This window comes from Nitrospinota bacterium (assembly GCA_016208975.1).
Classification (GTDB): domain Bacteria; phylum Nitrospinota_A; class UBA7883; order UBA7883; family JACRLM01; genus JACQXA01.
The window spans coordinates 1,792,798-1,806,943 of record JACQXA010000004.1 but is presented as its reverse complement, the minus strand read 5'-3'; the positions used below and the strand labels follow the sequence as shown (position 1 = coordinate 1,806,943).

Annotated in this window: 12 protein-coding genes; 8 read left to right on the top strand and 4 right to left on the bottom strand. The window is 56.2% G+C overall.

Features of this window, described 5'->3' with window-relative positions; genetic code table 11:
* Positions 1–276: 276 nt before the first annotated feature.
* The 3 genes from HY751_12375 to aroE form a co-directional block, all read right to left on the bottom strand.
* A complete protein-coding gene (locus HY751_12375) occupies positions 277–840 on the bottom strand; it encodes a hypothetical protein (protein MBI4667191.1) in 564 nt (187 codons plus the stop codon).
* Positions 841–1,269: 429 nt separating this feature from the next.
* A complete protein-coding gene (locus HY751_12370) occupies positions 1,270–2,346 on the bottom strand; it encodes a type IV pilus twitching motility protein PilT (protein MBI4667190.1) in 1,077 nt (358 codons plus the stop codon).
* Positions 2,347–2,353: 7 nt separating this feature from the next.
* Positions 2,354–3,280, bottom strand: a complete 927-nt coding sequence (gene aroE / locus HY751_12365) for a shikimate dehydrogenase (GenBank protein MBI4667189.1) — start codon at positions 3,278–3,280, stop codon at positions 2,354–2,356.
* Positions 3,281–3,434: 154 nt separating this feature from the next.
* On the opposite strand from aroE, the gene HY751_12360 reads away from it, so the two are divergent.
* On the top strand, positions 3,435–5,345 hold the full coding sequence (locus HY751_12360; GenBank protein ID MBI4667188.1) for a GGDEF domain-containing protein: 1,911 nt from the start codon (positions 3,435–3,437) through the stop codon (positions 5,343–5,345).
* A gap of 90 nt (positions 5,346–5,435) precedes the next feature.
* Here HY751_12360 and HY751_12355 read toward each other — a convergent pair whose 3' ends face one another.
* Positions 5,436–5,792: an amphi-Trp domain-containing protein gene (locus tag HY751_12355; protein ID MBI4667187.1), complete on the bottom strand. Its 357-nt coding sequence runs from the start codon at positions 5,790–5,792 to the stop codon at positions 5,436–5,438.
* 385 nt (positions 5,793–6,177) lie between these two features.
* Here HY751_12355 and HY751_12350 point away from each other — a divergent pair, with 385 nt between their 5' ends.
* From HY751_12350 to HY751_12320, 7 genes are all read left to right on the top strand, one after another.
* Positions 6,178–8,529 carry a hypothetical protein gene (locus tag HY751_12350; protein MBI4667186.1) on the top strand — a complete coding sequence of 784 codons (2,352 nt, stop codon included), beginning with the start codon at positions 6,178–6,180 and terminating at the stop codon, positions 8,527–8,529.
* A 33-nt stretch (positions 8,530–8,562) separates the two neighbouring features.
* Positions 8,563–9,600, top strand: a complete 1,038-nt coding sequence (locus tag HY751_12345) for a phosphatidylserine decarboxylase (protein MBI4667185.1) — start codon at positions 8,563–8,565, stop codon at positions 9,598–9,600.
* A complete protein-coding gene (locus HY751_12340; GenBank protein ID MBI4667184.1) occupies positions 9,597–10,649 on the top strand; it encodes a prolipoprotein diacylglyceryl transferase in 1,053 nt (350 codons plus the stop codon). The genes HY751_12345 and HY751_12340 overlap by 4 nt, the downstream gene beginning before the upstream one ends.
* A gap of 99 nt (positions 10,650–10,748) precedes the next feature.
* A complete protein-coding gene (locus HY751_12335) occupies positions 10,749–11,930 on the top strand; it encodes a hypothetical protein (protein ID MBI4667183.1) in 1,182 nt (393 codons plus the stop codon).
* A gap of 11 nt (positions 11,931–11,941) precedes the next feature.
* Positions 11,942–12,220, top strand: coding sequence for an amphi-Trp domain-containing protein (locus HY751_12330; GenBank protein MBI4667182.1), 279 nt, complete (start codon positions 11,942–11,944; stop codon positions 12,218–12,220).
* Positions 12,217–12,477: an amphi-Trp domain-containing protein gene (locus HY751_12325; GenBank protein ID MBI4667181.1), complete on the top strand. Its 261-nt coding sequence runs from the start codon at positions 12,217–12,219 to the stop codon at positions 12,475–12,477. The genes HY751_12330 and HY751_12325 overlap by 4 nt, the downstream gene beginning before the upstream one ends.
* A 21-nt stretch (positions 12,478–12,498) precedes the next feature.
* Positions 12,499–14,139 carry a phosphotransferase gene (locus tag HY751_12320; protein MBI4667180.1) on the top strand — a complete coding sequence of 547 codons (1,641 nt, stop codon included), beginning with the start codon at positions 12,499–12,501 and terminating at the stop codon, positions 14,137–14,139.
* Positions 14,140–14,146: the final 7 nt, after the last annotated feature.

Here is a 14,146-nt window from a genome sequence, read left to right as displayed (position 1 = left end):
GGCCTTCCGATATCTCAATGAGCGCGTCCTCAAAAGTGACACCACGGCTCGAACTTAAAAGCGCGTTTTTTCTTGCATCCCAAGCAAATCGTTTCACGGCACAATATGATTACATTGTATCCCAAATGTCAACATTTTGCGGAAATATGGGTGGACGTTAACGCTCAAAGCGTCACCGGCGGATGGAAACGCAAGCTGGAATAATGGAATTCCCGAAGCCGGGAGAACGCTTACGGCATCATTGCAACAACGCTACGCGCGTTATGCCCGCAAAGGTTAAAGCCCCTTCCCTATCTCCGCCACCAGTGTCTTGATGGCGTCTTCCAGCGGCTGGTTGATGGTGCATCCGGAGGCTTTGGCGTGGCCGCCGCCGCCGAAAACGCCAGCCACACGGTTCACGTCGTAATCGTTTTTCGCCCGCAGGCTGGCGCGGGTGACGCCGGCTTTTGTCTCTTTGAACAGCACGGCCACCTCCACCCCACGGATAGCCAGGGCGTGGTTCACGAAACCCTCGGTGTCCACACTCTTCCACTCGTCGCTCTGGATGAACGGCAGGTCGAAATAGGCGGTGGCTATCCTGCCCCCGGCGTGGAGCGCTATGGTGTTTATCATCCTGCCCAGGGCGCGGGTGGTCTCCAGCGTGTTGTGGTAAAAAATGCGTTCCGATACTTTGTCCGGCTTAACGCCCGCCGCCACCAGTTCCGCCGCAGTGTTTAGCACCGCCGGGGAAGTGTTGGAGAACCGGAACCGCCCCGTGTCTATGAGGATTCCGGAATAAAGATATTCGGCGCAGGCTTTGTCCGGCGATAATCCCAGGCTTTTTACAAGGGCCACAACCATCTCGCTGGAGGCGGCGGCCCGCTCGTCAATAAAATTGACGGTCCCGAAAGTCTCGCTGGATATGTGATGGTCTATGGCCAGTATCGCGGCCCCATCGGCGATAAGCCCCCCCACGGCGCCAAGCCGCTCCAGGTTGGGCGCGTCGGCGGTGATGACGGCGGTGGCTTTTGGCGCGCCCTGTGGCCATTGCGCCGGGGATTTTATCCAGCCGTAGTTCTCGAAAAACGAGAACATCTCCGGCGGGTCGGAGTCTATAACTATCTCCGCCTGTTTTCCCAACTTGAGGAGCGCCCATTTTATGCCCATCACGGCCCCCAGCCCGTCCCCGTCGGGGTTGACGTGGCTGGAGATCAGGAAACTGTCGTGGGCGGCGATGAACTCCAACGCCTCCCGGGGCGTTTCAATTTTGTACGGCTTAGTTGACATCTATTAACCGAAAACGTCCGGAGCCTCTTTGAGGAAGGGAAGGAACCGCGCTTTCTCCACAGATTTGGTATAAGCGTCTTCGGGGGATATCCAGCCTTTTTGCAGTATCTCCAGTATGGCGTCATCCAGCGACATCATGCCGAACTTTTTCCCGGTCTGTATAACCGATGGGATCTGGAAAGTTTTGCTTTCGCGGATAAGGTTGCCCACCGCCGGAGTGCATATGAGGATCTCCAGCGCCGCGCACCTTCCCTTTTTGTCTATTCTGCGGAACAGGTTCTGCGCTATCACCGCCTTCAGCGTTTCCGAAAGGGTGGTGCGGATCTGCCCCTGCTGGTTGGCGGGGAACACGTCTATAACGCGATCCACCGTTTTTGCGGCGGACTGGGTATGAAGCGTGCCGAACACCAGGTGCCCCGTGGAGGCCGCCTCCAGCGCCAGCTGTATGGTCTCCAGGTCGCGCATTTCGCCGACGAGGATAATGTCCGGGTCTTCGCGCAAAGCGCCGCGCAACGCCGCCGAGAACGATTTTGTATGGGTGCTTACCTCGCGGTGGTTGACTATGCAACCCTGTGACTTGTGCACGAACTCGATAGGATCTTCCACGGTGAGGATGTGGTCTTTCCTCACTTTGTTGGCGTGATCCACAATGGCCGCCAGCGTGGTGGATTTACCGGACCCTGTGGGCCCCGTAACCAGCACCAGCCCCTTGTTCAATGTGGACAGCTTCTTGAACACCGGCGGCAGGCCCAGCTGGTCCGCCGTAAGGATCTCCGACGGGATCTGCCTGAACACCGCCGCGATGCCGTATTTCTGCATGAAGAAGTTGGCGCGGTAACGGGCCAGACCGGGAATCTCGTAACCGAAGTCCAAATCCCCGGTTTCCTCGAAATGCTTCACCTTGTCTTCTGGGCATATCTCGTAGAGCATGGATTTCAGCTCTTCGTTCTCCAGGGTCTTGTACTTCACCCGTTCCATCTCGCCATGGATGCGGAGAACCGGTTGCTGGCCCGAGACCATGTGAAGGTCCGAGGCGTTCTGCTCGGCCATCAATTTGAAAAACGCGTCTATTTTAGCCATAGGTCACTTAAACCCCTGGTTGATCCCTTTTTTCGCCCAGTTCCATCAGCAACGCGTCCCTGGCCTTTTGCGCAGGGTAACCGCCCGGCACAGGCCGGTTTCCCAGCCAGATGTCGAACGCCACGGCGCCCTGGTATATAAGCATCCAAAGCCCGTCCAGCGTTCCCGCCCCTGCCTCTCCCGCCGCCTTTAGCAGAGGCGTCACAAGCGGCTTGTAAACTATGTCCACCACCAGCTGGCCGGCGCGTATGGCCGAAGCCCCGGGCGGCAGACCCTCCGGATCCGGCCCCCCGGCCATACCCACCGACGTGGCATTCACAATTATATCCGCGGCGACTATTGATTCAATCAGCTTTTTCTCGTCGCCTATTCCCATCACCAGACACGGCGTATCCCCCGTGAGGCCGCAAAAGTCTTCGGCCTTGCCTGGATCCCGGTTCGCCACCGTTATCAATCCGGCTTTTTGCGCCCCCATGGCCTTGGCCACAGCCCTGGCCGCGCCGCCCGCGCCCCACATGAAAACCTTTTTACCGGCGGGGGAGCCCCGCTCACCGGCCCGCGCCAGAGACTGGGCGAATCCGTCTATGTCCGTGTTATAGCCGAAAAAATCCTTATCGCGGCGTAGCACCGTGTTCACCGCGCCTATGGCTGTGGAGTTGGCGTCCGCGGAGCTCAAATATCCCATTACCGAAAGCTTGTGGGGGATGGTAACGCTGAACCCGTCCAGGGCTAAAGCGGCGTTTTTCATAAACTCCGGAAGCTTCGCGGGCGGCACATCGAATTTTTCGTAAGTGATCTCCACCCCCTTTGCCTCGGCGAACACTTTATGTAACGCCGGTGAGAGGGAGTGCCCTACGGGATGGCCGATAACGCCAAGTTTCAAGGCTCTTTTGGCCGGGGCGGTTGAGCTGGCGGCGTTAATTTCATTTTTCATGGGTGTCTATTATAACTGATGCCGCCCTGGATTAATGAAATCAGCCTGTTTAAATCCTCTCCAAAATTAACTAAATCCTTACGTACCGCCGCCTCTGGATGCCCTATGTTTACAGCAAGAGTATCCATCAGCGCCCTGACGCAGAAAGGGAGAGATGAACGATATCCGCGATGCGCACGGTAGCGACGTTATGCTCAGAAAAATCAGGCGAGTTGTGAATGTGGACTGGACGGAAGCCGTAAAGTCCATGGATTTCGCCTTCCAGCCGATAGTAAATATAAGCACGGGTTATTGCGTGGGTTACGAAGCCCTGTTGAGGGGTTACGAGCGCGCGGGGTTCGGCTCCATAAGCGAAGTGTTCGACACGGCCCTGGAACAGGGCTCGCTGGTAAGACTGAACCTGATGCTCATAGACAGCGTAATGGCCAAATTCAAACAGTCGGAATGCCATAAGCGTACGAAGCTGTTCGTCAATTTCGACAACAGGATGCTCTTCAGCTTCGAACAGGTTCTTGAGGGCATCGAGGCGTCCCTGGACAAACACGAGCTCCACAAACATGACCTGTGCGTGGAAATATCCGAAAAATACGAGATATGCCCCATGGACGGGGCGCGCCGCTTATTTTCCAGGATAAAGTCGGCCGGTTTTAAAATTGCCCTGGACGATTTTGGAACGGGTTTTTCCGGGATGCAACTGCTTTACAACTCCGAGCCCAACTATATAAAGATTGACCGTTTTTTCATCTCCGGCATAAACCATGACGAGAAGAAGAAGGTGTTCGTCTCCAACCTCATAAACCTGGTGCATACACTAGGCGCCCATGTGATAGCCGAGGGGGTGGAGACCAAGGAGGAGTTTTACCTGTGCAAGGACCTGGGGTGCGACCTTATCCAGGGTTTCCTGGTGCAAAGCCCTTCGGGAATAATCCTGGACATGCAACGCCATTACCCTCACATCGAGGCGCTCAGCAAAAAAGACAAGCGCACTGCCCTGCCCGACAACCGGCTGGTGTTCTCCATGCTGGAGGAGGTGGCTCCGGTGCGGCTGATGGGGGACAAGCCCACCCTCGCCAGGGCTTGCCTTCCGGAGATATTCGACACATTCAGAAGCAACAAGGACATTAGCTTCATCCCCGTGGTGAACGACGATTACGAGCCGGTGGGGATAATAAGGGAAAAGAACATAAAGGACTTCGTGTACAACTTTTACGGCATGGCCCTCCTTCAAAAAAAGGGGGTGAACATAAACAGCCTCATAAGCCGGTGCCCCGTGGCGGAGCTTAGCTCCAGCGCCGAGAGGATCCTGGAGATATTCTCGCTGGAGAAGGAGGCCGAGGGGTTGCTTATCACCAATAACGGGAAGTATATCGGCGTGCTTGGCGCGCGGTCCATCCTGCGGGTCATCTACGAAAAGAACTTGCAGGTGGCCAGGGACCAAAACCCTCTCACCAAACTTCCCGGCAACGTGCAGGTTAGCGCCTTCATGTCCAGGGTGGCCGAATCCCACGGCGCCACCTACATGCTGGTCTATTTCGATTTCGACAATTTCAAGCCGTTCAACGACGCTTACGGTTTCAAGAAAGGGGACGAGGCCATCCTGCTTTTCGGCGGGTTGTTAAAGGAGATAGCCGGTAACGACGTTTTCGCAGGGCACATCGGCGGAGACGATTTTTTCACCGCCATCCGAATCCGAGGCGACAAGTGCCATACCGCTATTGAAACGGTAAAGACTCTGGTGAATAAATTCTCCGCGGAGGCCATAAGCCTGTATGCCGCGGAAGATATCGCCAACGATTTTTTCACCGCGCAAGACCGGGAGGGGAACACGCGCCGGTTCCCGTTGCTAACCGTTTCCGCCGGAGCGCTGGTTCTGCCGCAGGAACGCAACAGGCATAACGTGGACGACATAAGCTGTATCCTGGCCGAGCTGAAAAAACAGGCGAAACATTCGGCGGACAAGGTGGTGGTGGCGTCGTTGTCCGCCAATTGCAACGGCATCCCGGCTTCCGGCCCGTTGAGGGCCAGTAGCGTAACCGCTTTCTGTGACATATGCCTTAAGGTATAGGGCGACACGAGCTTGATCCCCCCCGCGCATAAAAAATCAAAATAAAAAAGCGCCGGCCTTCGCCGACGCTCTATAACCCTGTATTAAAGGTTAGCGGGCGGGTTTTGCGGCCGCGCCAGGCTTTTCTCCACCCTTGGAACCCTCGCCGGCGAGCGTCTCCACCTTTACTTGCTCCGGCTCCTTGGAGGATATTTTGAGAGAGGGGTTCTCCTCCACGGGCATTTTCTCGATCATCCAGCCGATTTCCAGCGACAGTTTCTCCTTGCCCTTTTTCCGGGACGCTTCCATCTCGAAAGTCACCGCAGGCTTTGGCTTCAGGGTTACAAACTCGCTCCCGTTCTGGATGCATACCGTCCCCGCCTTGAAGCTGGCCACAAGTTCCTCCAAATGGCCTATGGCGGTTTTCAGATCCATGTTGCCTTTAACTTCCACTTCCTTCTTGCTCATGTCAGGTCTCCTTTTTTCTGTCTGACTTTAAGCCCCATCGGCCCAACCGGCCCACCAATCCGGCCTGGCGGCCCGCAAGCAGATGGCCGGTTTTATTATTCGCCAGCCATGAGCCATGCGGAAAAGCCTCTGCCCGCTTGCAGGGCTTCCCCATGGGAGATTGTATTGGAAGCGGGGTCCGCCGGATTTTAACTTTCGGTTAAATCACCATGGCAGGATTCAGCGATGAACGGTCCCCTTTGTAACGCATGGGAAACAAAAGGGAAAAGCCACGAAAGACGCGCTCCTAACGAAATACTAATCGTAATCTAACCCCGGAAAAAACTTTATTTCCTTAAAATTTTAACAGGTTATGAAAACAACCGAACACTTGGAGCAGTAAACCATGAGCCGTCTGGAAGAGCTTCAAATGCCCGCGCCCGAAGCCGTCCGCGATGACGGTTCGTGGCTTCCGTCCATCGGGACCATATTGGAATCCCTGGGCGTTAACGCCAATGCCGGGCGGGACGCGTTCATAGAATCGTTGCCTTTCACCCCTGGTGATATCACCGCAGGAGCCGAGAACGAGCTTTTAGCGGTGGTGGTTGGAGATAAAGAGCGCGTGGACCTTCCCCGTACCATAGCCGCGTCCAGTTATTTCGCTAATGTTGAAAGAAGGGCCGCGTCCGGCGACACTCCCAAAAAGCGGCTTTCAGAGCTGGAAGAGTTTTTGGGCGATAACAAGCAGGGGGTATGGGAGAACAGCTGGGCCCGGTTTCCCCGCAGGTTACTGAACAACTACGCCGACATGGCGCTGGCGCAGGATATGCTTGAGGACAAGCGGGTTCCCGACGGGCCGCGCCGGAGCGATTCGGACAGGTTCCTGCTAACCGAGAGCGGCGAGCAGATAGTAAGGGTTCCCATTAGCTATCTGTTAAAACTGGCGCTGGCCGACCTTATTGGAGCCCTTCGCTCGCGGATGAGCCTGCCCGCGCTGGATATGGCCGAAAAACTGCTGGGGCATTTCTCGTCGGATAACACGTCTCCGGAGATTTGCTCTTTCTACGTCCCCACCCTTACCCGGGAAAACGGCGTGGGCAAGGCGCTTGCCCGTGAAACTGCGCTCCGCTACATGTTCATCCAGTTGTTGGCCCAGTACGCCAACGAGCGGTTCGGCCTGGCCGCCAACGGGCAGAGGGTAATGGTGTATTTCGCCCCTCACCCGCCCATCCGGCAGAAGAAGTTGAACGACCTGGTGTCCGACGAGTTTTATCGGGAGCTTTACATGAGCCCATGCCTTTCCGGGTGGGACAGGGGTGAGGACAAGCACGACTATATGCGGCTTTGCCACCAAACCCTTTCCCGGAGCCAGCTGAACGCAGTGCTTAAGCTCCGGAGCGCCGGGATTATCACTAGCAACCTGGTTGTGCTCCCCAACGTTTCCAACATAAGCCTGGCCAATAATGGTACCCACATCAGCATCGGGAGCAAAAGGCTTACGGCCGCCAGGGCCGACAAGAACAGCGGATTCGGAAGGGCCGGCGAAAAACTGGTGGGCGACCTGGTCATAAAGATAGTGGAGCATTTCCTGCCGTTGTTCGTGGGTACATACAGCGCCGCGCCCTACCGGCTGGCGTTTTCCGACTTCCATCCGGAGCGGGCGCTTGGGTTTCTTTCCCACGAGCTGGATTTTACCCATCTGCGGATGCTGTGGCGCCGGTGGAAAAAGAAGGCCAGGCTCAACGTATTCGGGCTTCCCATAACCCCTTTCGGGCCGTTGTGGCTGGACAATCTTGTAAGTTCCGCCTTCGGGTTAAAAGGGGACTTTGTGCCGGATTTCAGACTCATCGACTATCTTGTGTGCCTGCTTTCAACGGAGTCCAGCCCGGCGCTGGACGGCAGGCTGGATAACGACCGGCGGTTAAAAAAAGACCTGGCCAGTCTTGGGGTGTTCGACGAGCGGATGTCGCTCTATCTTCTATACAAACTCCGGGAGTTCCACAAAGCGGGATATTTCGGCTTCGAGGGGCGCCATTACAGCGTGTTCGAAAACATCGAGGAGGACATGGGGGCGGCGGCCAGCCTGCAATCCCTGGTAACCGCGCTGGCCTTCAAACTTGTGGCGGAGGGGGCCGTGGATCATTCCCATATCCCCGACAACCCATTTATGGAAAGCGAGCGGCGGCAGATATTTTTCGGCTCCGCCATAGGACTTCCCACATTTTATGTAAAAACCGGCACGGCGAACCGTTTCCTGACTCGTGTGTTATCCCATGCCAATAGCACAAGACTCAGCGGCAGGTACCAGGGTTATATGCGGATCCACAACAGCGAATACCGCAGGGCGCTCCTTTCCCTTATCGCAAGGGAAGGGGCCGAGCTTGTGGAGGCCTTCGGAATGGGCGAAGCCTTAAAGTCTCTGATGGAAGGGATTGACAAGCCTTGGGAACGGTCGGCCTGGGGCCGGATGGCCAAGGCCGCCACCGGCGAGGCCGGAGCGAAGGCCCCTATGAGAATGGGAGCCGAGGAGTTTAACGCGGCGATGGAGCGGTATTACCGCGAAGGGCTGAGAAGAAAAAACATGGAAGAAGGCTACAACCTTTTTCTGGATGCGCTGGGAAAAGACATAGCCGCCGAGACCGCCGAGTTCGCCCATTCGGTGAAGGAGAGCGTCATGGACGAGAAGGCGAGGCTTGGGGACATCGTAAGGCTTGCCGGGCTTTTCCTGGCGGTGATTCATGGGAATGGCAAGGATTGACCGCCGGAAACGGCGTTACGGGAGGACAGATTTATGAAAACCACGCAACATCAGTACATAGACCGCGACAGTGGCGAGATAAAAACGGAGAAACTGTTCGGTGACGCCGCCGTGCGGTATCTTTACGCCAACGCCCGGGAAAACGCCCCGGCGCTGTTCCGGGCGCTCACCAGTTCCTGGAGTTCCTCGGTACTGGGGTATCTCAATTTCGACATGCCTTTCGGCCACAGGCTTTTCGGCGGCAAATCGTTTCTGGATGAGGGGGAGATAGACCTTTCGGAATGCCTGGAAGACCCGGAGACCTTCACCACTTACAGAAAGCTTTTCGAACGCAAAATACGCTACTGGGAAACCCGCCCCATGCCTGACGACCCTTACGCCATAGTCGCCCCTTCGGACGCGCGGGTGATAATCGGCTCGTTCAGGGAGAACTCTTATATCTACCTGAAAGGCAAATATTTCGAGATGGAAGATCTGGTGGGGTATGACAAAACCCATTGGCTTGAAAAGATGGTGGACGGGGATTTCGCCATCTTCCGCCTGACTCCGGAAAAGTATCACTACAACCATGTGCCGGTATCCGGAAGGGTAGTGGACATCTACGAGATAGACGGCGGCTACCATTCGTGCAATCCCGGAGCAGTGGTGGCCGAGGTTACGCCGTACTCGAAAAACAAGCGGGTGGTGACCGTGATAGATACCGACGTGGAGGGAGGCGCCAACGCCGGGCACGTGATAATGATAGAAGTGGTGGCGCTGATGATAGGCGAGATCAAACAGGTTTACAGCGAGAGCCAATACGAAAACCCGCAGGATATCAAGCCGGGCATGTTCCTTCGAAAAGGGATGCCCAAAAGCCTTTTCAGGCCTGGCTCTAGCACGGTAGTGCTCCTTTTCGAGCATAGCCGGACGGTGTTCGCGGAAGACATAGTCCACAACATGCGCCTGCCGGGCGTGGAGAGCCGGTTCTCCAAGGGTTTTGACCAGCCCCTTATAGAAACCGACCTTAGGGCCCGTTCCCTTATCGCCACAGCCTGGCCCGAATACCTCAAACGGGGAGGGCACGCATGAATGGCGTGTTCATAGCCGGGCTGGCGCTGGTTTCGGGTATGGCCCTGGCATGGGGCTTCCGCAACCTTCCCGGCGAACGCTGGCAGATGATCGCCTCGGCCCCGGCGCGCAAGATAGGCGAGGGGCAGTGGGAAGGGGTCAATTTCACCTGGTACGGTTTCCTTACAGCCACGGCGTACGCCTCCGCCGTGGCTCTTTTTATAATCCTCTACGGCTCTCTTGGCGCCTCGTTCACCGGGGCCGTGGTCTTCATAATACTTACGCTTCTTGTGTGCGCCCCGGCCTCAAAAATAGTGGCCAGAATTGTGGAAGGGAAACTCCACACCTTCACGGTGGGCGGGGCGGTGTTCACCGGTATCATCGTTTGCCCCTGGCTTGCCGTGGGGGTGGACAGGCTGTTCAGTGAAACTCCCGCTGGTGGTTTGCCGGTCCTGCCCGCTATTTCAGCGGCGGCGGTGGCCTATTCCTTCGGCGAGGGGATAGGCAGGCTGGCCTGTTTGAGTTTCGGGTGCTGTTACGGGGTATCCTTGTCTTCGCTAAGTCCATGGAGCCAAAAGACACTGAAAGGGCTGGGCATGATCTTCCACGGTAAAACCAAGAAGATCGCCTATGAGGGCGGGCTGGAAGGCGTCCCCGTGGCTCCAGTGCAGGCAATGACCTCGGTGATTTACATGACCCAGGCTGTCCTTTCCTCCTGGCTGTTCCTCAACGCCTATTTCATGGAGGCGTTCATAGTATCCATAACCGTCACCCAGTTTTGGCGGGTCTTTTCGGAAACCCTACGGGCCGACTACCGGGGCGGCGGGAAGATATCGGCCTACCAGATCATGGGTATAGTGGCGCCGTTTTACGCGGCCCTGGTAATGTGGCTTATCGGCCAGCCCCCTGATGTGGGGAATATAGACGCGGCCCGGGGCCTTCTGACTTTATGGGACCCGTGGGTGATCCTGTTCCTGCAGTCAATATGGCTTGCCGCGTTCTTCTACACCGGTAAAAGCCGCGTTACCGCAAGCCGTCTTTCGTTTTACGTAAGAATGGATTGCGTTTAGCGCCAGGTTGCAAGAGTGGAATTAACCTCTTCCTAACGGCGAGCGGAGGCGCGGAGGATTATCATGAAATTGAAGAGGTATTTTAGCCAGTGAAACAGGATGTCTGAGAGAACAATGACATTAGAAGCCCCCAAGCCACCACGCCAGCTCCGGCCCCGGCCTTCCGCGGCCCAAAGCTCCCGGGAAATAACAGAGTGGGACGAGAAGGCCTATCTGCGCGTTATCTCCACGGAGCTTACGCCCCAGCAAAGGCTGGCGCTTACCCAGCCTTCCAGGATCTATCCCAGGCAGGAGTCTGTGCTGGCCGTCCACTGGCACCCGGAGCACATCCCGCTGGACCTCATCCGCGAGAGGGTGAACAACATGTTTCCCAGCAGGCGGCGCGAGCTGGTCATCCCGACCCAGCATAACATCATCATGGCCATGGACGGCTTCGCTGGAGTGGAGGTGGACTGTTACTCGAAAGGTTTCAACCGGAAGGTACAGCTGTTGCTCCACATGCGCGAGGATAAAGTGGAGGGAGCGGACACCCTGAAAGCCATGCTGGAGCATACTTTCAAATACCGCTCCGGGCAGTTGCTGGAGTTCCTGGAGACCCTCGTTGACCCGTCGCTTGAGCACAGGCTGGCCGTGCCCGCCCAAGAGACTGGCGCCAATGAGGAGATTGTGGCGCTGGCCAGGACACTGGCGGGCAAGCTTCTTGCCATTATTTACGCCAAAGAGCAGGTCACCCCGCAGGTGGCCATGAAAAACAAACTGCTGACCGATTATATAGACGAATGCCGCGCCCACCTTGACGACCGGCTGATAAACCGTGTACAGCTTTTCGTGGGAGCCGTTAAAAAGGTTGTGAAAGCCAACTTCTCTCTTTCGTATTTCTACTCCACAGAGGAGGTGATAGAGGAGGCCAGGTCGCTGGGCGCTGGCGTCGTTGTGCCTCACCCGGAGCAGTTCTGGCCTATCCTGCTGGCCGACTACGACCTGGACGGATACGAGGTGTGGAATCCGCAGTCCAACGAATACACTGAGTTTCTTATCCAGGTTGTCCTGCGGCAGAACAAGACAAGGAAAGGCAAGCAAAGGCAACTTCTCATATTCATGGGGGACGACACCCACATGAGCGAGAAGGCCAAGGAGCCGCGTTTCCAGAACCCGGAGAAGGCCGGGCGGGAGATAGGCGTGCAAACCGCATGGGACGATCATTCGATCAGCAAAACGCTCATCGCGGCTAACGCAAGCCGTCGGCGGGTGATTGAAGAGTACAAAAACAGGCTTTCGTGAGAGGGGGGAACATGTCAAAGGAAAACGAGTTTAACTACGACGCTGAACTTCACAAAGACGCTGTGGTGCGCTACCTGGGCGCGCTGGTGGAAGGGTTTGGAAGCGGCAAGCTTACCATGGGATCCAAGGACAGGCAGTTGAGCATGGAGCCGGCCGGTTTGATCAAGGTGGAGGTGGAAGCCAAGCGCAAAGACGGCAAGGCCAAGCTAAAACTCTCGTTCTCCTGGAGGGACGAGAAAAAGCCCTCGGCGGAAGACGGCATTTTCATAAAGAGCGGCGCGGTTGAGTGAAAGAACGGCCGATGGCCATGGAAGAGCAAGGCGAGTTCGAGTTTGAGTCGTATCAGGACCGGGAGGCCATAGCCAAGCTCCTCAAGGAAATTGTGGATGGCCTTTCAGCGGGTCTTCTGTTCCTGGGCTCCAAAAAGAGCCACATTTACCTGGAATTGGCGGACATGGTGAAGGTTAAGGCTGAAGGAAGCCCGAAAGAGGGCTTCTACCGGCTCAAAGTGAAACTGGAGTGGAAAGAGAGGCAGGCCCGAGCCTAGCGCGGGTACTGGCGTGAGCGAATGATTGTTGAGCCCGGCATAAACGAGCAGTTCAAACTGCTGGTGATCGAGGTAATCCGCCAGATTGAAAACACCATGGCCGCCATCGAGGGCGGAGACGCGCGCATTGGGGAGCGTATCCGGGAGCGGGAGGATTACATAGACAACCTCAAGAGCGTCATCGAGAACAAATGTTTTTCTGTGATGGTCGGAGGCCAGCCGCCGGACAAAAGAACGGCGGATTCCGTGCGCGCTACGCTCACAATAGCCTCCAACCTGGAGCGCATCGCCGACTTCATGATAAACATCCTCGATCAGATGAGCCACTTCTCCGCCCAGGATTTCATCAAGCGTTATGACTATGAGTCGTTTTTTGACGAACTGGGTTCCGCCATAGAAGGGGTGGAGGCGGCCATGGCCGGGCGGGACATCTCCCTGGCGCTCAAGATATGCCGGAGCGAGATGTCGCTAGACAAGCTTTACAAAATAAGCTTCGAAAGGATATTGAAGGAACTGGGCTCCGGCAGGAACGTGGGGGACCTAATAACCACCCTCTTTATACTCCGCTATCTGGAACGCGCCGGTGACTCACTTCTTAACATCGGCGAGGCGGTGATCTTCTCCATTTTGGGTGACAAGTTCAAGATCCACGAATACCGCGTGCTGGAGGAAACGCTGGCCTCCTCGGATATTTCCGGAGCGATCGCCGATGTGGAGGTGGAATCCATCTGGGGAACCCGCTCCGGGTGCAGGATAAGCAAGGTTCACAGGAAAGAAGGGCCTGGCAAGGATAAAGAGGTCATTTTCAAACACGGCAGGCTCCGCAAACTCGCAATGGAGCGGGAGAACATTGCCCGCTGGAAAGAAATCGAGCCGGGCCTGACGCCGGAGATAGTCGGGTTTCAAAACGGCAGTGCCGAGGGCGCGCTTCTGCTGGAGTATCTTGGTGGACACTCATTCGAGGAGATTGCCACCAAGGGGGATGGCGAAGAGGAGAAAGAAGCCTATGATGCCTTAAAGGAGCTTTTAAGCCGCGTATGGGCTAAAACCATGAAGCCTAGCAAAGCCAGCGCCGGGTATGTGCGCCAGTTGTCAGAGCGCCTGACCGAAACCCGCAGGCTCCATCCTTATTTCGGCTCCACCGCCAAGCAGATCGGCGCGGTGAGGGTGATGTCGTTAAATGAAATTATCCGGCGGGCCGAAGACTTGGACGCGGCTTTAAGCGCCCCCTTCTCCGTTTTCATCCACGGCGATTTCAACGTCAACAACATCCTTTACGACCATCGCGAGAAGCGAATCCATTTTATAGACCTTTACAGGTCCAAGGAATCGGACTACCTGCAGGACGTGTCGGTGTTCATGGTGTCCCATTTCCGGCTCCCGACGCCCGATTTCGAGCGGCGCCAGCTCATCAATGAGAGGGTGCTGGATTTTTACCGGTTCGCCACCGAATACGCCGGACAAATGGGCGACGCGTCGTTTAACGCCAGGCTTACCCTTGGCCTGGCCCGCTCTTTCATCACATCCACACGGTTCGTGGCGAAGAAAGATTTCGCCAAGATCATGTACATGAGAGGCGTTTATTTCCTGGAGAAACTCCTGGGTCATGAGGGCAAACCCTGGGAGGAGTTTGAGATACCTCTTGAAGCTGTGGTTTTTTAAGGACAGG